Here is a 26,819-nt window from a genome sequence, read left to right on the forward strand (position 1 = left end):
ATGGCAAATGATAAGCCGCAATCGCCCTCTCTCGAAGATATCCGACGCTATATCCAGAGGTGGGGCGAGGAGCCGTTGGCGGTTCACAGGCTACGGAGTAACGTCTATTGGGCTGACGGTGCAGGCGGAAATTCCGGCATCGTGGTTGGGCGTCACGGCGTTATCGTCATCGACGCCAAGGTCTGCCCCGATGCAGGGAAAAGGCTTCTGGAGGAAGTCGCTCGGATCACATCAAATCCCGTCACGCATGTCATCCTCACGCATGGCGATGGCGATCATGTCATGGGGCTTGCGAGGTTTCCCGCAGGCCTGACCATCATTGCTCACGAGAAATGCAAGTCGGACATGCAGGCTGCCAACGCTACCGGCCTGATGGGCACGCTGCCTAGTGCCGCTCTGCCGAACCACACCTTCACGGCAAGTGAATCCTTAACCCTCGAGGGTGTCCGCTTTGAACTTCTCCACTTCGGCCCGTCGCATACTGGTGGAGACGCCGTCATCTACCTCCCGGATCAGAAGGTGATTTTCTCCGGTGACATTCTCGCCTGGGGCGGCAGTCCAACTCCCACCATACATGAAGAGAAACATGGTTCGGCGATCGGCTGGCTGACCACCGTGCGGGAGATGCTCAAGCTCCCTGCGGACACCTTCGTGACCGGGCACGGCGACGTACAGACGAAATCGGAGGTCCAGCAGAAGCTCGATCAGTTTCAGAAACAGTATGATGAGATCAAGGCCATGATTGCGCGGGGGAAATCCCTGGATGAGGTGGAGGAGGCAATGGCCGCAGATACGACCGCGCCACCAGCGGGAGGTCTCCGGCTACCTAGTTTCGCCTCGGTCGCTTATCATCAGCTTACGAGATTCGAGGATACGCCCCTCGAGCGGTAGAGGGCCCCGCGCAAGTCGGCGCCCAACGCTTTCATCGAGCTTATCCGCGATTGGCACTTGGAGCGCGTCCTCCTTCGCAAGGGACGCAATATGAAATTCACCCTTGTTGCAAAGCACTGTTCGACTTGGCCGCGAATGGCTCTATGAAGCACGGTGTTTCTCGCAGACCTACGAATCCAGCATTGCCACTATAGTGCGCGACATCCGGCACGACGGCCTTGCCGAAGGATTCGCCTGCGCCCGCCGCCGCGTCGAATGCTTGCTGCAATTCCATTCGTCTGGGTGCCGGATCACGACGCGCGGCTGATGCGAAGGCAAGAGAATCTCCAGAAAATGGGAGAACCAAAGCTAAATCCGGCTTTATGTGATGAAAAAGGAGCCGGATCTTCAGAAGCTCTCCCCTATGCCTCATAAAGCCAGAACGACTTTGCCCGGAATTCGTGTTCCTGTTTCGACCGCCGCGATCGCGGATAAGGCATCGGCAAATGGTACTACAAGGCCGATAGTCGGGCGCAATGCACCCTCGCTCGCAAGCTCCGCGATTGCCGACAGGTGCTTGATCCCCATGGTCGCGAAGGCGAGCTTGTAGCGTCTGGAGAGCATCCCACGCATCATCCTGCCGGGCGTAGGATTGATGTCGACAAAAACGCCGTCCTTCTTGAGCATCGCGAGACCTTCGCCAATGGCCAACGTCCCAAGCGTGTCGAACACGGCGTCGAATTTTCCATTCTGAGCCTGCAGTTGCTTGTCGGCGTAGGCAAATACAGGATCGACGCCGGCTGCTTTCGCACTTTCCACGGAAGCCGTGCCGCATGCGCCGCTTACTTTTACTCCACGAGCTAGCGCCAACTGCACGGCGGACGCGCCTACAGCACCTGTACAACCGTGGATGAAAAGGCGCGATCCTTTCGAGGCTTTGGCTTTATCGAACACAGCGGCCCATGCAGTCATTACCGGAATTGGCAGGCACGCCGCCTCCTGGAACGAAAGCCGTATGGGCTTTTTCGCCACCAAATGAGAATCCAGGACGACCTCCTCCGCAAAGGCGCCGGATTCCTTGAAGTCCATCGTTCCGAAAACTTCATCACCGACACTGATGTCCCTCACATCACTGCCGACAGCGGCAACGACCCCGGCGAAATCTGTTCCCATACCTTTCGGAAACTTCCTGCTCATGAACAATTTCATAACGCCTTTGCGCAGCTTCCAATCAAAAGGATTTATTGCCGCGGCACTTACGATGACCCGCACCTGCTTGCTCCCGAGCTGAGGCAGGTCGGCTTTGCCGATATACATCTTCTCCGGGCCGCCGTAGCGGTCATACTGTACTCTTTTCATGTTAGATCTCGTTCTTCGGTCCGATATGGTCTTAGCTATTGTTGTGCCGCTTCCACCCGGCAGTGGCGTCCGCAAAGAAATGACGGACGCACTGCTCCATTGCTCAGACTCGTCGGAGCTGATTTACCCGCATATGCGGTTCCATCGAGTTTGAATGTGGCGCAAACGCATGTATACTCCTATCAGAATACTCTCGCAGGAGCAATAGAGAGATTATGTCATCGATCAGGCTTTTCATCCTATCTTCCTTCGCCGATCTCGGCCCGATGCACGGTCATCGTCTGAGGCAGGAGGCTGAGCGCAAGCGTGTGCCGTTTTGGACCGACATTCCAGTCGGGGCGGTCTACGGGGCCATGAACCGGCTCGCCACTGAGGGTCTGTTGCGCGAGGCAGGGCGTGAGCAGGAAGGCAATCGCCCCACTCGTCAGCTTTACGAAATCACTGATGAAGGAAGGCGCGTTTTGACTGACCTCAGGCGGGATGGCTTGACGGAGATCTGGTTTAAGTACGATCCGTTCGACCTCGCGCTCACTCGCACCGATCCAGCCAAGTTGGATGAGCTTCCGACCCTCTTGGCGGACCGACTTGCAAGGATGAAGGCGCTGCTCGAAGAGCGGCGGGGTATGATTGAGCAAGCCATGCCCTTTATCGGAGTGGCGGAGGAGTGGGCGGTCCGCCATACAGAGCGCCGGATGGAGGCGGAGGTGGAATATCTTGCCGACCTCGTCGCCGCTCTTCCGGACCTCATTGCCGATGAGCTGAATCCCCGGCCGCGCAAGGAAAAGCCGTAGGCAAGAAGACAGCGAGCCGCCGGAGCACCTGCTTGCGGCACGAGTTCAGGCGCTGGCGCGTTGCAGGCGAATGGCGCGCTCGGGGCAGGCGGAAACGCAGAGGCCGCAATCTTCGCAGGCGGCGGTGTTTAGTGTGGCGGCGAATTTGGTAAAAAGCGGCTGGCCTTCGAACGTGTCGGCGAAGATGCGAGACAATCTCGAAGACATCCACAGGGCATACCTCCAACAGGCGGTCTTTCCCTCTCGCATCCCATAGGATCACCACGGGGCGCACGACGCCCGGCTGCTGGCGACGTTTGTCCCTGGTTTCCGTTTCCATGGGAAGTTTTTTCTTTGAGAAAATTTGGTATTCCAGAGTCCCCATCTGGAGAACTCCTCGTGGGAGATAAAGAGCTCGTTGATCAGGCGAGCTCGGCCAGGTCTTCTTCCTTCAGAACAATGTCGGCGGCGGCCATGTTTTCTTCTAGGTGAGCAATGGACCCGGTGCCGGGGATGGCAATCATTACCGGTGAGAGAGCCAGCAGCCAGGCGAGCGCAATCTGGTTGATTGTTGCCTGATGACGGCTGGCGATCCGCGCCAGGCGGCCGTCGTCGATGTGCGTCATTCCTCCACCGAGGGGAAAGAACGGGCTAAAGGCGATATTCTCGGCTTCGCAGGTCTTTACAAGCGCGATATCTCCGCGTTTGGCAATATGAAAGTTGTTCTGCACGGCGACAACCGGCGCAATCGCGCGCGCTTCGGCAAGATGGTCAGCATCGATGTTGCTGAGGCCGAGGTGACGGATCAGGCCTTCCTCTTGCAGTGCTGCAAGAGCCTGGAAACGTTCGGCGATTGACTCGCCGTGGGGTGGAGCCATTTCGCCGATGCGCAGATAGACTAGATCTAGCCTGTCCAGACCGAGGTCTTGAAGGTTTTCCTCGATCAGTCGGCGCATGTCGACGCCAGTCGCGGTCCGATGGCCACCATCCGGGTCGAAGACGTGCCCGACTTTGGACGCGATCACGAGGTTCGACGGGTACGGATGAAGCGCCTCTTGAATTAGCCTGTTCGCGCGAACAGTTTTGTCGCCGCTATGATAGAAGGCGGCGGTATCGATGAGATTGGCGCCGAGCTCGACGGCGCGGCGCAGCACAGTGCGGCCGGTAGCGGGATCGCGCGCCGGGCCGCGGAATCCTTTCGCCGCAAGGCGCATCGCGCCGAATCCCATCCGCTTGATGAGTAGGTCTCCACCGATCCGAAATTCGGTAACTTTGTACGATGACACAGCGTTTACTCCAATAAGGTCGGCAATTTTTTCAGCGACGAAATAGGTTTCCGTCAGTGATGTTGATCTGATCGGCGCCCCGACAACGGTCAGTGCCACGTACGCACTCGCGTATTCCGATCTTAATCGGAGCTACCTGCGTCGGCTGCGAACTGGCTAATCAAGTAAACTCCTGCATGATTAATCTCATAGGAGTAATTGATTGTCAATTCCCGCAAGCAAGCCGAGATGGCAGCCACTCTGTCGGCTTTATATCCGCCTGCGCTAAGACCGGCGCGACTTCCTCGCGACCTTGCTTCGACGTGCACGAAGAAACCTGGGAGACGGGTCCTTCTTAAGTGTAGCAGGATGGCGAACCATTCTCCGATCGAGAACTTCAACCTTTCGCTAAAGGTTGAGTCGCGTTCCCGGAGCAAGTTTCATCGACGACGATGGGGCGCGACCGTTCGGCGGTTGCGGCCCTTTGCGGAGGATCTTGGAGGCGCCGACGTCATCTCCTTCAACCTTTATGTTGGTTCTAACGGTCGGCCGATTCTGAAATCATGCGAGATGTCCTCGTCGAAGGTCGTGGAGTTCGTGATCCAGTTTCGACCGGAACACCGCCGATGAAGACGGAGATTCCGCTTCTCCGCGCGGGACTGATGCCTTTCGAGACTGCCGGATATAGTCAAGGCAGTCCATTTTTTGGATTGATCGAACCAAAAAATGGATCAAATTTTTGGGCTGCTGCCGTTCGCCCAAAAAGGCAGCTTTTCCATGCCTTCCGGCACTTATCCTTCAAGGATTCCTGGAGATTGGCAAGTTCGAGACAGTGGCAATTTTTAGGAGCCTTCGCCGGCGATCAGCGCATCCCGCGCGGCACGGAATGCGTCTTGCAACACATTGTGACCATCCAGCCCGTCTAGGGCGTAGTTGTTGAGGAACTGGCGCCCGGCGAACAGCTTGCGGTCGACGGGGTTGAGATCCGCTTCGTCGCAGACCGCCTGCCAGTGTTCGGCGATGACGTTGATCTGCCGTTCGATCAGCGCGGACGCTTCCGCCTCTTTTAGGTGATAGTCCGGCGCGGCCGCAAGGCAGGTCGCCAGCGTGCTGGCGCGGACATCGCCCTTGATCAGCATGGCCTGAGTGGCTTCGTTGCCGGTACGGCCTTGCGGACAGATGTCATAGGCCGGCGTCAGTGTCAGCATCCTTCCGTCCCAGAACGCCGCATGGTTGCGGGCATGATCGTCGGTATTGCCGCACAGCACGTTGAAGCAGATCCGCCCGTAGAGCTCCTTGAGCGTGTCCTTCGGGGCGGTGAAACGGTGGCGGATCAGTTCGGCCAAGTCCTCGTAGGAGGCGTAGCGGGCCATCATCTCGTCAAGGCCGAGCATGGTCAGCGCCGAGACCATGGCGTGTCTCGTCCAGCCATCCTTCGTGTGCGTACGGTCGAAGCGCTCAATAAGCAGCACTTCCTTTTGCGCGGCACGAGTCATCGACACGGATGCCGCATCAAGCCCGCAGGCGCTCGCGAGCTTCATCGCGATGAACTCGGCCTTCACGACGCTATACGTGTCGCTGGTTGCCGAGAATTTGGCGATGAACTTCTTCGTGCCGTCATCGATCAGCGCCTTGGGGCGAGCACCGCCGATCGAAGTGCGGTAATTGAGAGCCTGGTCGAACGCCGGGGGCAGGGGGACGCCTTTTTCGACGAGGTCGGCCGCTTCCATGAGCTCGACGAGCGATGCTTGCGCCGCAAGGCGCGGGACATATTCCGTGGCCGACGCCTGAAAATCGAGCGCGCCAATCCGGTCGGATCCTGACTGGAGCAGAAAGGTCAGCTCGCTTGTCTCCGCCACGCTGGCGGCGTCAGGTCTTTTGCCCGTCAACCTGTTGATGATGACCCGGCGCCCCCAGGCGTCGGGCGAGCCGTCGCGAATGCAGCTCGGCATCGACAAACCGTCGATGGGCGCGATGACGCCTTCCTGAAGCGGCAGTTCCGGTTCATAGATGGAAATGGCGTTCTGGCGGCGCCGGTAGCTTGCGCCATAAGTGAAGAGCAGGCGCTCGCCGTCCTGGTCGAGGCGGCCCGCCACCACCGGTTCCGTCGCCCCCGGCAGCCATGTCCAGACAAAGGCTTCAGTGGCGTCCGCTTTAGTCACCATCGACCTCCTTCACCGTGCGGCGGACGACGGGAGAGCGCCACGTCCGACCCGGCTAGCGACGTCAATTCGGCCGGTGCATCAACGAGGAGATCCGCGCCGGCAAGCTCAAGTTCCTCTCGGCCGCCGTAACCCCAAAGGACGCCGACGGCGCGCATCTGGTTCGCGTGAGCCCCGGCGATGTCGTATTTTCGATCCCCCACCATCAGGCAGTCCTTGGCGGGCAACCCGGTATCCTGCAGGATATGCGCCAACAGCTCAGGCTTATGGTCCAGGCCAGCTCCGGGCACCGAGCCGTATATCCCTTGAAAGAGACCCAATAGGCCGTGATTTTCAAGAATTCGTTCTGCGAAGGTTTTCCGTTTGGAGGTTGCCAGGAAGAGACCGACGTCTCGAGAATGCAGCTCGACGATCGCCTCTCTTATTCCAGGGTAGAGCTCACTTAATAGGAGGCCGCGGGTTCCGTAGTCGGCTCTGTAGGCTTCCACCGCTTCGGTGACACGATCATCGCCGAAAGAACTGAGAAGATACCGCATCACGTCCTCGATCGGCGGGCCGATGATCGAGCTGATATTCATCTCCGGGTCCGTTTCATGGCCGAGCACCCGCAGCGCCGCGCGGCAGCTCGAGAGGATGCCCGGTTGGGAATCAACCAGTGTCCCATCGAGATCAAGGAGGAGGTTCGAAGCGGCATAGGGCACGGCGTCTCGCTTTCGTATCATGCGGGTCAGGATAGAGCCCGCTATAAACATGGTCATCGTGGAGCGGGTCAAGAGAAGCCACTGTAGGAAGCGGATGCCTTCAAGGTTTCTGCAAGTCTTAACGTTTTGGCGATCAGCCAATATCAACTGCTAGAAAATTGGCAGCCAGTCCGTGGATCCTTTGGTCTCCATCGCACCGGCGAAAAAGTTCACTGAGCAAACTTTCGGCCCACCACTCATTGGCTGAGACCGTAGTCCTCGTAGACTAATGCGGGATCCAGCGGTCGGCCTCGAATTGGGACTTGTCTCGTTCACTTTCGACCAGTACGGGCACATCGGCGCCGCAATCCGGAACCTATGGCCGGCCATCTGGTGGATAACCGAGTTTACCTCCGCGCGCGCGTATCAATCCCGCGTCCTTCCTCGTATGCGTACCCTCGGTGTGATGTCGTGCCTCTGTTGCGGGCGCTCCCTATCTTCGATGGACGGTTGCGGGATTTGCGAAGAGTGTCTCGCACCATGAGAAGGCAGACCACCTCAATTCCGGAAGTGCCCGAAGGCGCGGAGACGACGAGGACCTTTTCGACGCCTCGTCGTCATGGCTCTTCGCAGGGTGGGGACATCGCCGCGTTGGATTCCGGCCTTGTCGTAAGGGAGAACGCGCGAGTGCTGGAACTTTTCCCATAGTGTCGCCTCCGCTTGGCGCCCGTTGCTATTCGACTGTGATCACATCTGACCTCAACCGCCGAGGTTGAGCTGTCTGACCCGAGCGGGTTCAGAGTAGGCGCGACGGCATTCTCGATCACTCTACAACAGCCGTCTAGTCCCTCGTGGCAACGAGGTAGGTGGGACCGAATCCACCTTTGCCGACCGATGCGCTCGAGCGCGCTAGCGCATCTGCCTGGCGTTTGGGACTGGAGCGGAAGTCGTGCAGTGACAAGTTCCCGGTCGAGGTAACCCGCCACGCTCCGAAGCCTTGGTCGAAGACGACCGTGGCCGAGGCGCCGTCCTCGAATTTTAAGTTCATGTAGCGTCCATGTGGAACCTGCTCGAATCGCACCGTCAACGCTACGCCCTTCTGGATGGCATATTCAGCGAAAACGGCTTGCGCATCGAGGCTATCCCGCCAGTCCTCGTGAAGACGCATCGGAAGACCGGATTTTCCACCCGGCGCGCTTGTGGACAACGTGACGGAATGGCTCGGGGACCCTTTCACCAATGCCGCGACAGTATCGATGAACATTTTCGCTGTGAGAGGAGATTTGACGTACGGGTCGCTATAAACGATCGACGTCACCTTGATGTTTGCAGAGATTCCCAGGGTTCCCAGAAGGCCGCGGATGCGAGATGCCATTGCTCCGCCGAACAGCGTCAGTCCGCGATCGAGTTCACTGGTTATCTTGTCGAACTTCGAGCTTGGAGAGGGGAGCAACGACGACTTTTCCAACGGCTGCTTTTGCGCAATCCCGTCGATCGTGCCTCGGACGATGGGGCAGGTCGCCGCCTGCCCCCAGTCCGCCGACACTTCCCACGACGCCGGATCCCTTGTCGCCCATGCCGTGGTTCTCGCTGCGCTGGTTACGGCGACGCCGGCGACCGCGCCTGTCTTGAGCTTTAGGGGTTGTCCGACGTGCACGGGGAAGGAGCCGCCTGCCTTCATATAACGCTGCCCCAGATCGTACAAAGCAATCAGCCCTCCGTTGTCGCCGCGGTGGACGATGCTTTCGGGGACCACGAATACGACCTCCTTGCTGTGGCGTAGCCATTGCTCCAGAGCCGTGTTAGCGGGCCAGTTGGCAAGCTGTCCAAGATCTGCCGTCTCGGGAAGGTAGACGTAAACTGAAGGTCTGATCGACTCCATTAAGATCCGATCGACCTCGTCTTCAACATTGATGGAAACCACTGCATCTTTGGATATGCGGTCCTCTCCGGACAGCGCGCGATGGAGCGACAGATGCTCGTCGAGGAATTTCAAAGCCGAGAGACGGTCGAGACTTCCTTCTTCGAAGGGCGCGTCTGGCACGAGCACACAGGCGGCACACCCCGTGGTGCAGCCGGTATTCGGGCAGTCGAGGACGCTGCGAGCTTCAACGAACACCTCTGGGAGGCGGTCCGCGATCGACGCCGCGAAACCCGCACCACCTGCAGCGCGGTCGAATACAAGCATTGAACGGGAGCGCGTTCCAAACTGGGCATCCGCCACCTGCGTCGCGAAACCCATTTCGTCGGCTTCGATGCCCAGGATACGGGCGATACCTTCGCGCATCGCGATCACCAGCGCCGTTGCCGTAGCCTTCGTCGAAGGCATCGATGGCTGAAGCTCGAAGACGTCGGTCGAGATCTCATAACCGAGATCGAGATTTCGCCTTACAGCCCACGCATTGTTGTTACCCTCGCAGACTTGAGCGTTCTCCCCCTTCTTCCATCTGAGTGGTGCGTGCAAGGCGAGGGGCGACGCCACGGTCTGATCCACGTCGCCATTGTCCAATGTCGGGTAGTCGGGAGATGCGCGGCCGCAATGAAGGCAAAGTGCGTATCCGTTCTTCGACTGCCCTCGATTGCTGTAGTAGACAGCACCTTCGCGGCTGCTACGAAAACGTCCGAGATCCGGGATCGGAAGCGACGACCAGGGACTCGCCCTGACTGAGACGCTGGGTTCCTCCGGGGCGACATAGGAAATGATGTCCGTTTCTGCATGCGGCTTGTCGCGCACGTCGACGGAGAATCCCGCAGGTCTAAGATAAGGATTGTTCGTTACCGCTCCGGCGCATACAGGACATTCTGTAAGCTTCGTTCGGCTGCTATCGCTCGTCCCGCACCGCCGGCAGGTCCAATGGACTTTCAGACTCTGGACGTCTCGTATGCTATCTTCGCTGGCCGGACGCTTCCAGTTCAGGAGGACACCTGCAGACTTGTGAACCAATCCGTCGAGAACGATCTCCGATCCAGGGGCATAGTCCCTGATCGCGAGATCGAGCGATCGTTGCGGTCCTGTCAGCCGGGTCGTCCTTCTCCCGTCCGGGGGCGTGTCATTCCGCTGCTTGTGCGGAAGGAACGTGACAACGCCGGTCGGAAAACCATGCCCTGGCAGGAAGCCTCTGTCTGCCAGGGCGCTCAGCAGGAATTCCTCACAGAGGCGCTTCAGCTCGAAGCCCATCCGGCTCTTTCCAGCGTCCTTCACTCCTTCGTCCTTTGCCAATGCCTGAAGGCCCTCCCACTCGCTCTCGAAATTCGCCTCCAGCTCGGAGATGATCTGAAGGCAGGTGTCGACCAAGGTCGTCTCACCCTCCAGGACCGAGTGCTTCACCAGCTTCTCGAGATTGGGAGACACCATCTTCAGCGTCGAGGGTGCCTTGAGCCACTCCTTGAAGGAGTGAACAGGACGTTGATCGAGTGTGATCCGCTTTTCACCCACCACTGCCGGCGTGCCGATGAATGGGCCGATCATCATACGGATAGGGTCCCCGCCACGGTCGAGCATGAAGCATCGGAGGAGGTAGGCGTTGACGTGTCGCTGGACAATGGGCCGACTGGAGAGCGCAACCTTGGGGGCGGCAAGGTTCCTGTTGAGGTACCCGGTAGGTGAGAGGAACGCTTCCCGATCGAGCGGGCGGTCTCTGCAGAACGTGAATGCGAGTGAGAACGGCTGCCCACGACGGCCCGCCCGGCCGACGCGCTGCTTGTAGCTCGCGATAGACGGCGGAACGTTTGTCATCATCACGGTCGAGACGGAGCCGATGTCGACGCCCATCTCCATCGTGGTCGAGCAGTTCAGTATATTGATCTCGCCGCCTTTGAACTTCTCTTCGTAGCGTCGGAGCAGGGCGCTTTCTTGCTGTGCGGAGTGTTCGGCGGAACGTGCATAGTCGGCGAACATCGCGACACGGTCGGAGATGTTGTTCCAGGCTCCCTCGTCTCGGAGCTTCTTAATCTGGTCAGACTGCTCTAGCCATTCCTTAATCGCGGCTCTGCCGGCATCGACGTCGATGTTACCAAGCAATGGCCTCGGAAGGACTGGTAGGCGGACGCGTTCGGCATTGCGCCTCGTAGCGTGTCTCGCGGCCCGAGACACCGGGCTGAGGCCGAAGGGCGCTCCCTCAAGAATTCTGCGGGTGAGGGGGCAGAGGAAGCCTTCCGTCATCGGGGCGATGTATGCCTTGCGTATATCGAGCGCCCGGTTCTCTGGATCGCTGTTGAACAGCGTTTGGAGCTGTTGCCACGCCCGGTCGAAGCACTCTTCGATATCGGACTTGTGCTCCTGATTGGAGATATCGAGCCCGAGCCCGTTGATCAGCAATATCTGGGGCGTCGAAAGTGTGGCTGCGTTCTTAGGAGCAAACGGCCACGCCTTGTAGCGCTTGTCCCCGTTGGACTTCTGACCGGGGCCGAGCAGGTACTTATTCTTCGCCCGAGGGGTGATCCAGTGCATCAGCTCAGAATGTACCGCCACCGCCGCGTTAGCGCGCATGAAGTACGTGGTGATCGCATACAGGAACGCCCGCCAATCCTCGATCGTCTTGCCATAGCGAGCGAAAGCAGATGGCATCGTATGTTGATCGTCGATCTCTTTGAACCGGAGCCGTGCCAATCCCAGTGTCTCGATCGAGAGCGCCTTGCGCGGACGACGCGCAAACTCTCGCATCAGCAGGAAGTCGGCAAGCTTGATGCTGTCGTAGAAGAGACGGCCGTCGCGCGGTTCCCAGACGTCCTTCATCCAGCGCTCGACTTCGGGACGGCGGGCGAGCCTCTCTACCAGATCCTGCCATTGAATGCCGGACGAATTCGTACCGCGTGCCTTCGTCAGTTCCTCTTTCATCTTTGCGAGCAGGTTTTCGACCGTCACGTTCGGCGCTGCCGCCAGCGCCAGTTCCAGACCTGCGATGTCTGCTTCCAGCTTGCTGGTGTCGGCGCCGGCTCCGGTGGTCAGCGAGTGTTGTACCGAGTGGTAGACGAACGAGCGAACGAAGTTTCGCTCGGCTTCTGCCTGCATCTTCGCCGACATCCGCGCGGTGCCTTGCCGGCTGTCAGTAAAGGACAATAGGCGACGTCCGTGCGAGGGAACGGTTCCTTCTTCATGGCTTGGATCGACACCTTCGAGAAGGATCGGGGCGGCGTTAGTAATCATGAAGGGAGCGCCGAAGCGCATCGGTCGGAGCAGCCTGTCGATACCCTTGCTGGCGTTCGTGGCACAGCAGGGGCAGGCGTCGCCCTTCAGCTCATATGCGACGGCGACCGTTTCGTCGGTCTGGAAAGGCGCAATCCGCCAGTCCTTCGTCGACAAATACATCGGTCGAAAACGGCCGCTCGCTTCGCCGCCGAGAAGAATTTTCTCATGGATCGATGGAGCGGGAGCTTCAAGTTCCTCCGCCTCGTCGTCCTCGGCCTCCTCCTGACCATCGTCGTCGCGGGCGGCTTCGAATTCGAACTCGTCCTTGTCTACGACCCGGCGCGTGGGAAGGATTCGATCGTTCGCGGCATCCTGTTCTCCTTCGAGAAGCACCTCGCCGCAGTCGTTGCAGCTAATCACCTCTAGGACAGGCGCGTCGCAGGCCGGGCACTGGTCTCGCCTATCCAGGAATACATTGCCGAAGGACCAGCCATTGGCCGAGCCGGGGCATTGCGGATTCACGCAGCTCCAGACTCCGGGGACCGCGCGCTCAAAGGTATGGATTCTCATCGGCGCAAGCCTTTCATCCTCGCCCGTCCTGGGATGTGGTCGGGCCGCTTGCGATAGGACATCGAGGAAGCTCTCGGCGTCGAGGCCGACGCCGCGTGCGATCCGCTCGAACTCTCCCAAAGGCTGTGGACTCTCGAAAAGCTTTTTCTCAATGAAGTTCCAGACCGCGTCGTCCGCGGCCAGCGTGTCGAAAAGCTGTTTGGGAGCCAGCGTTTCAAGCTGGTCCAATGCCGGAAGCTTACCGCGCTTGGAGGGCCGGTCGGGAAGCTGCCGTTTGCCTTCGACCACGTGCACGTTGGCATCTGCAATGCCGGCTACGTCGGCGAGGAAGCGCTTCAATTGGTTCTGGACATCACTCCCACTTCCGATGGTAGCCGACGTTGCAACGAAATGAACCTCTTCGGGTTTGCAGTCGAAGGCCAGTAGGACGCGACGAAGAAGCAGGGCTATTTCAGCAGCGGCCGCACCGACGAGCGAATGCGCCTCGTCAAGTACGATCCATTTCAGTTTGCCCTTCGACTTCTGGATGATCGGCTGATCCTCGGAACGGGCCAGCATGTACTCGAGCATGGTGACGTTGGTTACGAGCACGGGAGGCGGACTTTCGCGAAGCTGCTCGCGATCGATCTGTTGTTCAGGTTTCGCTCTGCGGTCGCTAGCCGGAAGCGACTTCTCGAGGTCGCCATTGTAGAGGCAGTATCTGATCTTCCCGCCGAACGGCTTCGTCCAGGCCGAAAGGCGCTCGCGCTGGCTTTCGATGAGGGCGTTGAGAGGGTAGAGCATGACAGCCTGCACCCCTTCAAGCGACGACGTCGTCGAAGTGGCCTGGGATACGAGATCGCTCAGGATGGGGAAGAGAAAGCATTCAGTCTTTCCCGAGCCGGTTCCGGAAGTGACGAGCACGGACTGCGGCGATCCGGAAGCCGAGAGATGCTGCCAGGCTTGCAACTGATGCCGGAACGGGAGTCGGGTTTTCGGGAACCGGTAGTCGCTGCCAGCCGGGAGGGCGTCGAGCGCGGCCACGAACTGCGGGTGCAGCACCGACGCCGGCACGCCTCCCATGTTCGTCTCCGCCGGGACGAACGGATGCGCACCTTCGATTATCGGTTGCTGCAGCAGTCCGCCATCCGAAGCGTTCGCCGAATTGAACATCCGGCGAAGCTCTTCGATCAGGGCAAGGTTCCGTATGTTGGCCTGCGAGATGATTGCCTCCGCAGACCGACGGCGGATATGGGAGAGTGTCGAAAAGGGCTTCAAGTACGAACCTCGTAAAAGCGGAGAAGATGCGGATAGGCGGATGAAATGTAGCGGGCGTGCTCCCGAAGCGTCTTGCGAAGCACGAGTTCGCACTGGGAGGTCAGGGTGAGCCGACCGGCGGCGACGGCGGCGAGCGCGGCGGGCGCTGCCATGCCCTCGAAGTCGTTCACGCTGAATCTGTCGAACTCGGCCGGGAGCTTGATCGCGGCTTCGGTCAGATGCTCGAGAACGAGATTTCGCTGCGACGGTCTGTAGGGACTGTCGTCGTCGTACATTCGTTGGTCCTTGATGTATCCCTCGAGCGCGCTGTGCAGGGAAGGGAGGGTCGAAGAACCGACGCCGAGTTGTGCGAATCTCAGATCCAGCGCCGGCTCGAGTGAAACGAGCTTCTCCCTGAGATTCTTGAAATGGCCGACGATCAATTCATTTCGAGTGGTGTCTGGAAACGAGGACAGGGCGGTCATGAGACCGTCGAACTCGGCCGCAAGCACCGCCTGCCAATCCTTCGTCGGAAGCGTCAGCCATATGAACGGCAGCTTCTCCTGAAGGGACCAAACCGCCTGCCTCTCGACGTCGCTGCCTGCCGACGTCAGGAGACGCAACAAGGCTCTGGGTCGACGCGCGATTTCCTTCAGGATGTCGAAGGCCGTCGCTGGAAGGCCATTGAGGCCGCAAGCCAGCGCAAGGAGGTAGCGGACGTCGTCGACTGCAAGCGTGCCGTCCTCGAACGAAGTAAGCACGGTCGCCATTTTCGTCACTCGTGACGGTACGTGTGTCTCTGCGAGTGCCGACATCATCGGCGAGGTGGTCGGCCCGCGGACTGGCAGAATGACGAGCAGCGGGCGCGCGACGACGTCCGGGCCGTCGCGGAGATAGATCAGGCACGGGCCCTCGCACCATGCCGGGATCAAGTAGTTTCCATCGCTCGCCCTCTGCAGGAGATGCTCTCGCTCCGGCTTCAAGATCATCCTGACCACGGGAGTTTCGGTGAATTCGGCGCCGAACACGACAGCCCCATGCACGAAGGCCGGGCGGGGATAGCGGTACTGCTTAAGCTTTATCGGCTGGCGGCTGTCGCCCAGAAACTCCAACTCGAGCATCGCGTCCTGATCCGCCATGGGAGCCATAAGCTCTTCGACGACCGGTTTGAGCGCTGCCAACGGGAACTCGCCCGAGAATCGGAACTGCAGGGAGTTGGAGCGCGCGTTCCGCGGAGAGAGCGTCAATGCCGTGGCATGCGGTGAGGCGGCGATCGCGCCCCGGAGCGCGGTGATGTCCATCTCCTGACCTGGGCCGACTACGGAGCCGTCGCTTAAAAGAATGGAAGCTTGGCGGGTCTTGAGCGGGACGACGATCTCGAAGGGCCGTCCGCCCGGCGGCCGCAACGACGCGTCGATCCGGAAGCGGGGTCGACCTGTAAAACTGAAGAGCGTTTCATTAACTCCTCGCTCGGTCTCGACGCCGTTGTCGATTATGTCGATGTCCCATCCGGGAAGACGGTCTAGCGCAATCCGACCGTTGGTCGCGCTCTGCATCTCGCCGAGGATTCGAGCGCCGGCCGGAACGATGGCAATCTTTCGCCTTTCAAGCTGGATGTCGGCGATTGGATCGCGCCACGATATCTCGTACACGCCCGGCATCGTAAGCTTCCTGTCGGCGAGTGCCCTCCAATTTTCGCCGGGATTGCGTACGCGAAGTTCTCCCACTTTGGGTTGGCGAATGCTCCCGCCCGCAAGGATGCCAAGCATGACCGGGCCTTCCAGAATTTCCAGGTCACCAGTCGTCTGGATGGGCGATGACCCGGCGCCGGAGATCTCGAGGCTTTCCTGGCGCTCGTCCTTGCCGGCTTCCACCCTGTAACGTTCGTCCGAACCCGCGCCGGGTTTCATGAAATAGGTCGTTCCCAGGACCTCGTGGACAGTCTTCTTTCCGCTCGCCGGCCACTGTCGGCCGGTGGGGGAGTCGTCGCCAGGAACGGCCGACCAGCCTGCCGGAACCAGAACGTAGACTTTCGCAGCCGGAAGGCTTGCCGATCCCGTCTTCACCAGCCGTAGCTTTTTCGGCACCCCGCCCTCGGTGGCGTTCTCAGGCAGGAACGACATGATCGGAGACATCAGACCGGTCCCGCCAGGCCACGCAAATGGGACCGCATCTGAGCCGCAAGTGAGATTAACCGTGATGTTTCGATTGAGTTCAAGTCCTACCAGGAGCTTGCCGAGGGGCGTGACGGACCGTACCCGCCACGTCGGCTGGTCGTCGGTCGGTGGTTCGAAGAGTGCGATCTGACTAGGCAGGAAATTTGCAAGGTCGCCCGAAGGGCTGGCCTTCCATCTGCCCATCGCGGACAGGCCTGGTAGCTTGGCGGCAGATATCTCGCCTTCGGCATTTAAGAGTAGGGCGGGAAGGAAGCGCTCGCCGTCATACGAAAGATACCGTTCGGCAGTAATGCCGGACGCAACAATCGATCCTGCCTTCTCCGAAAGAAGTCCTCCCAAAAGGCGGCGGGCGATCTTCTCGTTATCGGGCGGCACGTAGATAGGGAGCGAGCTCCTCCACTCCGGATTCTGCGCGTCGAGATAGGAGACGGGATCGATCCCTGCAGGGGCGGCATCAGCTATCCGACGCCATTCGACGAGCTTCATGATCAGTTCGCAGCAGAGGTCGATGAATCCTTCCTGACGGTACGAGACGCGCACCATCCAGGACATGTCGTGAGCATAACCGCTGACGTGTTCGGCCGCCGCGCTGGCGAGCGCGAAACGCATTACCGTGCGAAGGTAGTCGGAAAGCCACGACGACCCGCCTTCGGAGATCACGTGCGACGAAATCCCGCCCTCGAGAGCAAGCGTTAGAAGAAATTCGCGTGCGTTGTCCGATCGCACGAGTTCACGCCCCCAGAACTTCAGGCCGATTTCAGCCAGACGGCGGCGGGTACTGTGCGGAATCGCGTCGAAGGCATCGGAATTCAGTTGGTCCCATCTCAAGAATAGGGAGGTCGCTTCTCGTCGAAACCACTCGGCGCAGAATACCACGAATAAGCTCGCGGCGACGCCGTCCTCCCGTAGGAGACGGTTTGTCGAATTGCGCAAGAGTCCTCGAAGCTCGCCATATTCGCCGTCGTTCATGCGATAGCGGTGCAGCGGACGTCCATCGGGCGACTGCAGACTCCGTCTAAACAGATAAGATGAAGTCCAGCGCGCAAGGGTGTCGATAGTCGCAGATGAAGGCTTGGACGTCTTCCTGAGGGCCGTCAACGCACTGACGACCTCGAGCTGAAGGTCGAAGGCATCGTCGGAATCGCGTACCTTCAATTCGTTGTTTATGGCTTCCAGTGTTGAGAGATCGCTTCGCCAGCGCTCGAACTCCTCCCGTAGCCTTTCGTCCGAATACCCTGATAGACGCAACAGATCCCCCTGTGTTGCGTGAGCAAATTACAGATCAACTGTTACCATAAGTTGAAATTCGCATGCAATCACTTGCCTGTAAACTGCTCACAGAGGACATGCTGAATATTTTTTGTGCCGGCCGAAACATGAAGGTCGAATGTTGCTTGGCGAACGTCTGGGATTGGACCTGTCGATCCGGAAGGCGGAGGAGGGCTGCAGTCTCTTCTATTGGCACCTCGAAGGCAAGCTTGCCGTCAGCCTGCCTGAGATCGTATTAGCGGACTGGTCGTCGTCGGGACGGTTTCCACGCCTACTACGTGAAGCGTCGGCAGGTGCGTTCGACGTTGCGGACGTTCCTCGACCAACTGAGCGCCGGTTTCGGAATAGGAAGACAGCGTTCGTTTCCGACGATTCGCGCAACTGCGGATCGGACTATCATGCCGTTGGCGCAGGTGTCTCCAGCGCCCAGATATGGACATCGACTCAAAACCTCGAAAGTGCGTCGCCTGTTCTTTATGTCTGCGGGGATAAGCGACGCCTCGCAGGCATCACCCTCCATGCGAAGGTCAATAGTGTCGACGACGCCGATGGCGCCTGTCTTCCACTGCTCGGCAAGTCGCCGGCCGTTAGTCCATGTCGATCCCGTCGACCGAGAGTCCGGCATCACTCATGCGAACGCCGCGCGATATTCGGAGTGCTAGGGTCGCGGCTTCAAGTCGGACCAAGAACTGTAGAATCATCCAATAGACAGCCGCCGACTGACTCGGGATACCTTCCCGATCAACAAGGAGACCTCACATGGGTATTACTGTCTACGCGTACGCAGTCGAGCCAGCCGCCAGCACAGCCACCGGATTCGGCAACTCGATAGAAGGCGTTGCCGCAGAGCTGCGTAAGGTGAGGGCGGAGATTGCGCTCGAAGACGGATATGAAGTCCCGATCTCCGAGATCTATGCCTTCGATCTCCACCGTCCGGATATCGACCAGATCCTCGCTGTTCTCAGCGGAGATGCGGATCTCCGCGACCTAATTCTTAAGAACAAGCGGCTTGTGATGACCATATCGGATGAGTCTGCTTGACCCCTGCCAGAACGAGAGCGGGTCAATATCTGCGAGCTCTACTCCGACAAAACCCCATCGGCGGCTCGAAATTTCCGGCTTCGGAAACGAGAATTACTGGCCCCGCCGGGGCATGCCACGCCGAGCCGCATCAACAACGCGCACATCTGCGAAACTCTCATACGACGTGCAATAAGCGCAAATTGTTAGGTTTTGGAACGCATCTGGCCTCTTGCTCCGGTGTCCGAATGGAGCCCACTTAACTAGAACGCCGCGTCATGTGATGGTTACTAACGAATTCCGTTTGGGGCGCCTTGACGCCGTAGTTTATGTTCTTTATTTGTTCCATTCATGATTAGGACCCGTCGACAACCGCAACAACGCTGAGAACTGCCGCAAACGCGGCGGATCCCGAAGTGTTGTTGTGGAGCAAGACGATGAATCCTTCCGATGCAACGGGGCGGTCGACCCTCGACGCCGTCCATCAGCGGCCTGTGCGGTATCGCCCCTACGGCACCGTCAGGTGCTCGAATCCTTCCTATTTCCGTAGTCAGCTCAGCCGTGATCTAGGTTGCCTCCTAGATGTCGATGACGCCGTCGTTGCCTGGTGCTGCCGACCATCCGGGCTCGACGACATCCTCCTGGACATCGGCTGGAAAGGCTCGCCTCCAGATTTTCTGGCTACCTATGCCGACGGTCGTGACGTCTATCTGCACTCCGTCGAAGGGGAGGGCGATCCTGAGGTTACAGAAGCAGCCGCATGCCGCGCAATGTTGCATCGGTTTGCGACGGCAACGGAGATCCGTACCGGACATCGTCTTCAGAATGCCAAGGACCTCCTTCGATACACCGACTGCCAGGCGCCGCTGGGCGACCGCATACGGCTCCTTGCGGCGTTGGAACAAGAAGGCACGGCCACGGTAGCCGAATGCCTGACGGTCTTCCGGGAAATCAATCCCATGGCTGGCTTGGCATCTCTCGTCCTTCATCGATTTGTGAGTATCGACCTCGACGCGGAACCAATCGCTCCACATACGACGGTCCGAATTTTCAAGGATAGTGATCATGCATAGAAGCTTTGATGCCGACAATTCCTCTCCCGTCCTTGCCCGTGTCACATGTTCGCTGGCCCTTCAGAAGTCTCTCCGGAGTCACCCGCCGGTTTATAGCGGCGAGCCATTCACGCTGGCGTTGTTGATCCCGGTGGAAATCAGGAAGGATTTCGAGCGCGGGTTCTATGACCTGAAGAATTCGGAAACGGTTCTTGCCGACGTCGATCTTTGTCGGGCGACGACCACCATGAGAGGGAGGTCCGACTACAACGATGTCAAGGCGTCGCTCAGGATGAATAAGCGCGTCGTGATATTCCTGGAGAAGCCGGACGACATACCGGCATTTGTCATCGCTGCTGCGGACAAGATCGAGGCCGTCCATCCATTCGATGAGACCGTGCTTACCGATGCCGTGAAAGCGGTGCACGAAATCGCGCTCGACCACGAGGACGCGAAGCGAATGTTGGCATATCCCATTGTGGATGTCCTCGCAGCGCTACGTCCGGGACGAAGCCACACTGACACGCTGAAGCGGCTTGAGGCTGCGAGAGATAGCACGCTCGACCGGAAAGTTCGTCCCGTCGAGGAGCTTGCGGGGTACGGCGGCGCGGCGGATTGGGCTCGGATCCTCGTCTCCGAACTGGCCGACTGGCGAAAGGGTGAGTTGCCGTGGGAGGACGTAGATACCGGCGTGCTCCTGAGCGGGCCGCCGGGCGTCGGCAAGACACTTTTCGCGAGATCCCTGGCAAGAAGCTGCGAATGCTCGTTTGTCGCGTCATCGCTTGCGCAGTGGCAGGCGGCCGGTCACCTCGGCGATTTGCTCAAGGCCATGAGGGAAACCTTTAGGCTAGCCGCCGAGAGAGCCCCGACGGTGTTGCTGCTCGATGAAATCGACAGTATCGGCGACAGGAACACGTTCGCGGGCCACAACGCACAGTATTCCACGGAAGTGGTCGCGGGATTGCTGGAGTGCCTTGACGGAGCCTATCGTCGAGAAGGCGTTGTCGTTGTCGGAGCGTGTAATCATCCGGATCGCATTGACAAGGCTCTCCTTCGTCCGGGCCGGTTGGGAAGGCACTATCCGCTGTCGCTGCCCGACACGGAGGCGCGCAAAGGAATCCTGCTCACGCACCTTGGCGACGCCCTAGGGGCTGAAGATCTCGATCGCATTGCGGCTGCGACGCTGGGGTTTTCAGGAGCAGATCTCGCACAGCTCGCCAAAGACGGCCAGCGCATGGCGAGAAGGGAGTCGCGAAAGATCGCCGTGGACGACGTCCTTTCCTGTCTGCCGCCTGTGGCGCCGATCAGCGGCCCGCTCCGCGACCGCATTTGCATCCATGAAGCCGGTCACGCTGCGGCGGTGCTCGCTCTCAATGTCGGGCGTCTGACCGGCATTGTTGTCATGGATGGATTTCGTCATGGTGTCGGCATCGGCGGCGGCGTCCATTTCGAGCGGGAATCTCAGCTTCCGACGACGGAATACTATCTGAATTCCATCGTGGTCCAGCTAGCTGGGATGGCAGCCGAAGTCGTTCTTTTCGGAGACCATCTCGAAGGATCGGGCGGGCAGGTCGGCAGTGACCTGCAGCGGGCAGCCGATCTCGCCACGAGCATGGTCGCCCAGCTTGGGATGGGCGGGATCACGAACTTCCTCTCAGCGGAAAGCGTCGACGACCTCGACAGGATCCGGCGCTCGATTCCCAGTGTCAACCAGCGGGTCGAAAAGATGCTCGCCGAACAGTACGAGCGGGCGAAGGAGCTCGTAATCAAGAACGAGGAGTTCATCTGCGAACTAGCTGTCATCCTCAACTCGGAGGGCGGTGTCGATGGTGATCGGGCGAGGGCATTGTTCGATGCGATGGAGGAAGCCGATGGCGCGTGAGTGGATTCGCGAAATCGCTGCTCGGGGATCGGTTTCCGGAGCAGACGGGCTCGACAAACTGCGAAGGATCCTTTCGAGAGAATGCGGAGCGGCTTACAGGCTCCGGGATGCTCGTGCCCGGCTACTTTTGCTTTCGATCGCAGTCCTGAGCGGTCAACCAAAACTCATCGAAGTCGATGGCCGGCTCTTGGTAATGATGTCGGTCAAGGATCTGAGGGAAATTGTCTGCCAGGGAGAGTTTGAAGCCTTTCTTGCGGCGGCCAAACTCGTCGCTAGCAAAGGACTAGGGCGACGTAAGGTGAAAAACCGATAGCAGCTCGCTCTCAAGAGACCCACAGCCTGACTAAAATGCGGATCCGCCAAGGTGGCTTTTGTTAAGGCTGAAAAATCGAATCCGCGAGCGATAACTCGTTCTTTACCGGCGGCAGACATTTTCCCTCCGAGGCGGCACGTCCTTAAGGTCCTCCGAATTCTTCAGAGCAAATGGCGTTTTGATGAGCAACGAATTGTCGATTGAACAGCTTTATGAAAAGGCGAAGGAAAATCCTCACTCCGACTATCTGGCCGAGGCGGTCCGATGCTTTAATGCGAAGGCTTATCGCGCATGCATTATCATGACGTCCAACGCGGTGTTCACCTATATGCGCGAGTATATGCAGGAACTAGGTAGCTTGCAGGGAGGCGAGGCCAAACGCGTCACCGCGGCGGTGAACCAGGCCGAATCTTCCTCGAAATCATACGAAGGCGCCTTGTTAACAGCGCTCAGAGAAAAAGAAGCACTTTGTGTGGATGATCAGCTCGCCCTTAGAGACATCCTCGACAAACGGAATACCGCGGCTCATCCCAGCGGTTCGAGTGCCACCCGTGACGACGCGTACTACATGTTCAAGAAAGCAGTGGAGCAATTCCTGAGCAGGAAGCTACAATTGCCGGGCATTGCGGTCGAACAATTGCTGGAAGACATCGGACATAAGACCTTTTTTGTCGATTATGCGCTCGATGACGTAGCTCGAACCGTTGCCGACGCCATGCGCACGATCGATCCGTCTACTTATCCGCGGCTGTTAGGAAGACTCCGCGAAGACATCGAGGCGAAGGATGGAAATGCTGAATCGAACTCTCTGATCTTCCTCTGTGGTCTTGCCAAATTGGATCTTCCAAACGTCAACACACAGCTACACCGCAGCTTCTTTGAAAAACGGAAGGGCTTCGATCCGGTCCGCGACGCTTTCCTCATCGATCTTTGCTTCTCCTGGCCAGCATTTCTTTCGATGACTGTGCATGAGCACCGTTATCGGCTGGACGACATGTTCGCCAATGCGTTCGAGGGGCTTGATGAACTACCGGCGTGCGACGTGGTCCGCAATCCAGTCGCTCTCCTGAATGCCATCATCATGGAATTTGGCGCGGGTTCAGCGCGAGCAGCCTACCCTAAAACAACGAGCGTCATTCTTCGCCGTTTCTGTGATGCTGAAGAATTGGCCCATCTAGCATCCACGGAGCTTAGACCGGATCTTGTGCAATCGATCCTGGATCTCTTAAACTCCGGAAATCCTGGTGCCGAACCACGTGTGGCTTCGTTTCTGAAATCGGCGGACTGGGTCTTGGCGAGATCGCTTACCCGTCATGACGTGGAGCAGATTATCCGAACGTTGATGAAGCCCGAATTCCAGGGCGAGGCGCTCGAAATGCGAAGGAAGGTCTACAGCGATATACCCCATCTACGGGATATCGTGGCGAAGCCGATGCCTCCCATTACGCAACCATTTCGCGCCAAGCACGGCAGGTCTTCGTATTTCCGGCTGGAGGGCGAGAACTTCGTCCTCGCCCGGCGTGAGTACGCTACCGCCTGAGACCGGTTCCGCAGTTCGGCTGCATCAGTTCGTTCAGCTCTTCCTCGCTCGATATGCATTCTTCTCTGTTGTTCTCGAAGAAATATCTCATCATAGCGTTGTATTCTTCCGTCGTGAATCCCAGGGTGAGAACGTCTTGAAGCGAGAAGATGCCGACCCCTGTTTCGGCGATCGTGTCCTTGCAGGCAAAGGACTCACCCAATGAGTGATTGTAGTAGACGTACCGGCTGTTAAACCGGTCCTCGACGTCCGCCACCGGGTTGCCGTCTTCGTCGAGCCAGTGAAGAACCTCCAGCGAGGTGAACATTTCTGATCGTTTCTTTCGCATTTTCACGCCTCCTGTTTCCAGAAGCGTGCGAGCCGGCGCCGCAAGGAGAAAGCCCAACTGCAACGAAAGTCGCTCGCAAGGATTTCGCCGAATCGAAATTCGCGCTCGCCCCCTTCGTTATTGCCGAGCGCTGTTTTGAAAATTGGCGCCACTGAATACTCAAATCTCAGGTTGAGCATTCTTTAATGAATTGCAATCTGAATAGTGCTGGCTAAGATACTGCCGGTTATGGCTTCGAGGGCTCCGTGGAAATCGTGCAGGAAGGAATCGACGACGTCTTGATGACGCTATATCCGGCGCTCCTCACAACGGGTGCTGCGTCCGAGGGCACAAGGGGCGGCATCCTTGAAATACTCGGCGTCACGCTTCATCTGACAAATCCGCTTGCGCGCGTAAGCAGGTCTCAAGACAGGGGAAAGCCGTTTTCTGCGTTGGGCGAACTCCTTTGGTATCTTCATGGCTCCGACAAACTCGAATTCATCGAACCTTATATCGGTCGCTACCGTGACGACGCTGAAAACGGGGTCATCCATGGTGCCTACGGTCCGCGCTTTCACGCGATGCGAGGCGATATCAACCAGATCGGAAACATTATCAAGCTGTTGACCGATAACCCGAATTCTAAGCGGGCCGTCATCCAGCTTTTCGACGCCGCCGACATCACTCGCCGCTTCAAGGAAATTCCCTGTACGACCACGATTCAGTTCTTCGTCCGGGAGGGGCGGCTTCATCTGTCTGTGACGATGCGTTCGAACGACGCCTACCTCGGTCTGCCGCACGACGTTTTCTGTTTCACCATGCTCCAGGAAATGATGGCCCGGAGGTTGGGCTGCGAACTCGGCGAATACTATCATTACGTGGGTAGTATGCATGTCTACGACGCCAGCGTGGCGTCGATGCGAGAGTATTTCGATGAGGGCTGGCAACGAACTTCGGTAATGCCCGAAATGCCGAAGGGCGATCCCTTTGCGACTGTGAAAAAGTTGATCGCGGTCGAGCAGAAGATAAGGCAGGGCGAAGAAGTAGTGGCCGCAAAGGAGTTTTCCGATCCCTATTGGGCAGACGTTATGAGGCTGATCCAGGTCTATTGGGCGACGAGGCTCCGCAAGACCACGGATATGGCGAAGCTCGAAGCGTTGCGCGCCGAATTCGACAACGACTTCTTCCTGAACTTCTTGTTGCGGCGTCGGAGGATGCGACAGCGCGCTGTTGTGCCGATCAAAGGAGAGAAGCCCGATGTGGCCGAAAAGGCAGGCTGAACATGAGCGACTGGTCGAGGCTTTGCTGAACCATTCCCAGACCACCCGTAATCTGCCGGGCGTCGGCACAGCGGCCGCTCGTGAAACCCTTGCTATGCAGTTCATTGCGAGCCTCCGGAGGGAGGACTACTACCGTCTCATCCAACGAAAGGACGTCGATCCGCGGAAGGCGGATCCCAACTCGGGCGTCTTCGATCCTGAGAGGGCCGTTGCGTACCATATGCAGAATGGCGACGTGGAAGAAGCTGCGTGGCTGGTATTCCTTATGACGGAGTTTGCACGACCCGTATCGGGCTGGCAGCGCCTGGAGGATGTCTATGGAAAGCTGGGGGCGGGGATCTGGGACTGGGGGACGATCAATGCCAACCCTCAGACCATGATCGACTGGATGGCGCAAAACTGGCAACGTATTGGCGGGAAATTCGGCAACCACCGGAAATATGAAAGTCTACGACCGGATTCCAACAGGAATTTCGCGAACGTCCTTACATCCTACCTCGACTGGATCGGCGAAGATGGGCATCGTCGCTTTTTTGCGAACGTGGTCCGAGAGAACGGCAACGATCCAGGGGTGCTGTTCGACGTGCTGTACAAAGGCATGAACGTTGCGACCTTCGGGCGTCTCGCTCGGTTCGACTATTTGTCCTTGATCGGCAGATACGGCATCGCTCCGATTGAAGCCGGGTCTGCATACCTCGACAGCGCGACCGGCCCAGCGGCCGGCGTCCGACTCCTTTTCCTGGGCTCCAGAACCGACAAGACGCGCGATCGAACCCTTCAATCATGGCTAGATGATCTCGACAAAGATCTGAGAGTTGGCATGGCGGTCATGGAGGACGCTCTATGCAACTGGCAGAAAAGTCCGTCTACGTTCGTCCACTACAAGGGTTAGGGAAGCGCGGGGTCGATCTCTTCCCATTTCCAGCGCCGCTTCAAATAGTTCAGCTTGCTTTTGGGGATCATATCGCGATGTTGCATCTGGCCCACGGTCAGGCCGGGCGCGATGCCGATCGAGACGCTGAATCGGATTACTGAATCTTTGTCCGGAGTCAATCGCTCGAATTCGGAAGCTCTCAGCCCCGGAATGATGCAGCTCTCGGCGAACTCGTTTGCTTCCTGTTCCTTGTCGTTGAAGGGTGTCTCGTCGCCGTCCAGAAAAGTATTGGCCTTGTGCAGGACAAGGTGCCCGATCTCGTGAAAGACGGTAAACCAGAACTGATCATCGCTCCGGTAGCGGAAGCTTAACAGGATCATCGCCTTGTCGGGGTCGACCATCCGCGCTGCACCGCTGGCCTTGCATCCCGTCGGCGGCCTTACGATGACGAGCGCAACACCGGCTTCGGCGCAGAGGGTCCTGAGTTTCGGCAGGAAGCTTTGCGGATGCCTGACTCTGGAGAGTTTTCTAATCGCTTCAAGCCGATCCTCGAGATTTCCTGGATTCCAAGGACGGGTGTTGATCATGTCGGACTCCAGTTCGCCGCGGCGAAGCCAGAGAAGTGTATCTTCATCAGTCGAAGAGTAAGTGTTCGACGTCCTGAAATCAGTATTGCCAATCAGCCGACCATATCTGGACTCCCACGTGCCGACAGTCGGCACGTTGAAATAGACCAAGCGCCGGCGGATCTCCGCCGCCTTCTTCTCGTCCGTCATCTTGCCGCGTGGCTTCGAGCCGGGAGCGGGTATGGAGAGTACGAGATCGTCGTCCTCGTTTTTGCGAATGCGCTCGACCGCTCGAGTCACCGCTTCATCAAAGTTTTCCTGGCGTTTCATCCAGAATTTCGGGTTGGCACCGAGCATCGTCGAGAGTTTGACGGCGTCATCCTCCTGGATCGCCGCAGAGCCGTCGAGAAGCGCTCGCACTCGTATCATACCATCCTCAAAGAGGCCGGCCAGACGATGAGGGTCGATGTCACGCCGTTGCATGACCGCGCGAATGGAA

The 26,819-nt window shown here is 58.5% G+C and carries 17 protein-coding genes; 7 read left to right on the plus strand and 10 right to left on the minus strand.

The genetic code is table 11. The features are described 5' to 3' along the window. A complete protein-coding gene (locus tag QA646_RS05615) occupies nt 1-891 on the plus strand; it encodes an MBL fold metallo-hydrolase (RefSeq protein ID WP_283058047.1) in 891 nt (296 codons plus the stop codon). Nucleotides 892-1,299: 408 nt separating this feature from the next. Here the strand turns inward: QA646_RS05615 and QA646_RS05620 are convergent, their stop codons facing one another. Beyond that, nucleotides 1,300-2,229 carry an NAD(P)-dependent alcohol dehydrogenase gene (locus QA646_RS05620; RefSeq protein WP_283058049.1) on the minus strand — a complete coding sequence of 310 codons (930 nt, stop codon included), beginning with the start codon at nt 2,227-2,229 and terminating at the stop codon, nt 1,300-1,302. A 215-nt stretch (nt 2,230-2,444) separates the two neighbouring features. Between QA646_RS05620 and QA646_RS05625 the strand changes: the two genes are divergently transcribed. Beyond that, nucleotides 2,445-3,020 (plus strand): PadR family transcriptional regulator, encoded by a 576-nt coding sequence (locus QA646_RS05625; RefSeq protein ID WP_283058050.1) that lies wholly within the window; start codon nt 2,445-2,447, stop codon nt 3,018-3,020. Between the two features lie 45 nt (nt 3,021-3,065). Here the strand turns inward: QA646_RS05625 and QA646_RS05630 are convergent, their stop codons facing one another. The 6 genes from QA646_RS05630 to QA646_RS05655 all read right to left on the minus strand — a co-directional run bounded on the left by QA646_RS05630 (nt 3,066) and on the right by QA646_RS05655 (nt 17,465). Continuing rightward, complete coding sequence (locus tag QA646_RS05630) at nt 3,066-3,227, minus strand: 4Fe-4S binding protein (protein ID WP_283058051.1); 162 nt, start codon at nt 3,225-3,227, stop codon at nt 3,066-3,068. A gap of 194 nt (nt 3,228-3,421) precedes the next feature. Next, nucleotides 3,422-4,384, minus strand: a complete 963-nt coding sequence (locus tag QA646_RS05635; protein WP_283058052.1) for an aldo/keto reductase — start codon at nt 4,382-4,384, stop codon at nt 3,422-3,424. A gap of 722 nt (nt 4,385-5,106) precedes the next feature. Next, nucleotides 5,107-6,429, minus strand: a complete 1,323-nt coding sequence (locus tag QA646_RS05640) for a type II toxin-antitoxin system HipA family toxin (RefSeq protein ID WP_283058053.1) — start codon at nt 6,427-6,429, stop codon at nt 5,107-5,109. Then, entirely contained in the window at nt 6,423-7,127 is a 705-nt protein-coding gene (locus QA646_RS05645) for an HAD hydrolase-like protein (RefSeq protein WP_283058054.1), read from the minus strand. Before QA646_RS05645 ends, QA646_RS05640 begins: the two co-directional genes overlap by 7 nt. Before the next feature lie 820 nt (nt 7,128-7,947). Then, nucleotides 7,948-14,061: a DEAD/DEAH box helicase gene (locus QA646_RS05650; RefSeq protein WP_283058055.1), complete on the minus strand. Its 6,114-nt coding sequence runs from the start codon at nt 14,059-14,061 to the stop codon at nt 7,948-7,950. Beyond that, nucleotides 14,058-17,465, minus strand: a complete 3,408-nt coding sequence (locus tag QA646_RS05655; protein ID WP_283058056.1) for an STY4851/ECs_5259 family protein — start codon at nt 17,463-17,465, stop codon at nt 14,058-14,060. Before QA646_RS05655 ends, QA646_RS05650 begins: the two co-directional genes overlap by 4 nt. Before the next feature lie 780 nt (nt 17,466-18,245). Here QA646_RS05655 and QA646_RS05660 point away from each other — a divergent pair. After that, nucleotides 18,246-18,527, plus strand: a complete 282-nt coding sequence (locus tag QA646_RS05660; RefSeq protein WP_283058057.1) for a hypothetical protein — start codon at nt 18,246-18,248, stop codon at nt 18,525-18,527. A gap of 557 nt (nt 18,528-19,084) precedes the next feature. On the opposite strand, the gene QA646_RS05665 is transcribed toward QA646_RS05660, so the two are convergent. Continuing rightward, the gene (locus QA646_RS05665) at nt 19,085-19,573 is read right to left on the minus strand and encodes a hypothetical protein (RefSeq protein WP_283058059.1); all 489 of its coding nucleotides are present in this window, start codon (nt 19,571-19,573) and stop codon (nt 19,085-19,087) included. On the opposite strand from QA646_RS05665, the gene QA646_RS05670 reads away from it, so the two are divergent. After that, complete coding sequence (locus tag QA646_RS05670) at nt 19,572-21,440, plus strand: AAA family ATPase (protein ID WP_283058060.1); 1,869 nt, start codon at nt 19,572-19,574, stop codon at nt 21,438-21,440. The genes QA646_RS05665 and QA646_RS05670 overlap by 2 nt on opposite strands. A 494-nt stretch (nt 21,441-21,934) precedes the next feature. Continuing rightward, nucleotides 21,935-23,293 (plus strand): hypothetical protein, encoded by a 1,359-nt coding sequence (locus tag QA646_RS05675; protein ID WP_283058061.1) that lies wholly within the window; start codon nt 21,935-21,937, stop codon nt 23,291-23,293. Here the strand turns inward: QA646_RS05675 and QA646_RS05680 are convergent. Next, a complete protein-coding gene (locus QA646_RS05680; protein WP_283058062.1) occupies nt 23,283-23,621 on the minus strand; it encodes a hypothetical protein in 339 nt (112 codons plus the stop codon). The genes QA646_RS05675 and QA646_RS05680 overlap by 11 nt on opposite strands. 245 nt (nt 23,622-23,866) lie before the next feature. Between QA646_RS05680 and QA646_RS05685 the strand changes: the two genes are divergently transcribed. Both QA646_RS05685 and QA646_RS05690 read left to right on the plus strand, forming a co-directional pair. Next, nucleotides 23,867-24,880 carry a thymidylate synthase gene (locus QA646_RS05685; RefSeq protein WP_283058063.1) on the plus strand — a complete coding sequence of 338 codons (1,014 nt, stop codon included), beginning with the start codon at nt 23,867-23,869 and terminating at the stop codon, nt 24,878-24,880. Then, on the plus strand, nt 24,858-25,772 hold the full coding sequence (locus QA646_RS05690; protein WP_283058064.1) for a hypothetical protein: 915 nt from the start codon (nt 24,858-24,860) through the stop codon (nt 25,770-25,772). The genes QA646_RS05685 and QA646_RS05690 overlap by 23 nt, the downstream gene beginning before the upstream one ends. On the opposite strand, the gene QA646_RS05695 is transcribed toward QA646_RS05690, so the two are convergent. Continuing rightward, complete coding sequence (locus QA646_RS05695) at nt 25,769-26,650, minus strand: ImmA/IrrE family metallo-endopeptidase (protein ID WP_283058066.1); 882 nt, start codon at nt 26,648-26,650, stop codon at nt 25,769-25,771. The genes QA646_RS05690 and QA646_RS05695 overlap by 4 nt on opposite strands. Between the last annotated feature and the right edge of the window lie 169 nt (nt 26,651-26,819).

Source organism: Rhizobium sp. CB3090 (assembly GCF_029714285.1).
Taxonomy (GTDB): domain Bacteria; phylum Pseudomonadota; class Alphaproteobacteria; order Rhizobiales; family Rhizobiaceae; genus Rhizobium.

Bases quoted from the DNA above. Each gene is read 5' to 3' on its own strand.
- QA646_RS05615 (WP_283058047.1), top strand. From the start codon at position 1: ATGGCAAATGATAAGCCGCAATCGCCCTCTCTCGAAGATATCCGACGC.
- QA646_RS05620 (WP_283058049.1), bottom strand. From the start codon at position 2,229: ATGAAAAGAGTACAGTATGACCGCTACGGCGGCCCGGAGAAGATGTAT.
- QA646_RS05625 (WP_283058050.1), top strand. From the start codon at position 2,445: ATGTCATCGATCAGGCTTTTCATCCTATCTTCCTTCGCCGATCTCGGC.
- QA646_RS05630 (WP_283058051.1), bottom strand. From the start codon at position 3,227: ATGTCTTCGAGATTGTCTCGCATCTTCGCCGACACGTTCGAAGGCCAG.
- QA646_RS05640 (WP_283058053.1), bottom strand. From the start codon at position 6,429: ATGGTGACTAAAGCGGACGCCACTGAAGCCTTTGTCTGGACATGGCTG.
- QA646_RS05660 (WP_283058057.1), top strand. From the start codon at position 18,246: ATGGGTATTACTGTCTACGCGTACGCAGTCGAGCCAGCCGCCAGCACA.
- QA646_RS05670 (WP_283058060.1), top strand. From the start codon at position 19,572: ATGCATAGAAGCTTTGATGCCGACAATTCCTCTCCCGTCCTTGCCCGT.
- QA646_RS05665 (WP_283058059.1), bottom strand. From the start codon at position 19,573: ATGATCACTATCCTTGAAAATTCGGACCGTCGTATGTGGAGCGATTGG.
- QA646_RS05675 (WP_283058061.1), top strand. From the start codon at position 21,935: ATGAGCAACGAATTGTCGATTGAACAGCTTTATGAAAAGGCGAAGGAA.
- QA646_RS05680 (WP_283058062.1), bottom strand. From the start codon at position 23,621: ATGCGAAAGAAACGATCAGAAATGTTCACCTCGCTGGAGGTTCTTCAC.
- QA646_RS05690 (WP_283058064.1), top strand. From the start codon at position 24,858: ATGTGGCCGAAAAGGCAGGCTGAACATGAGCGACTGGTCGAGGCTTTG.
- QA646_RS05695 (WP_283058066.1), bottom strand. From the start codon at position 26,650: ATGAAACGCCAGGAAAACTTTGATGAAGCGGTGACTCGAGCGGTCGAG.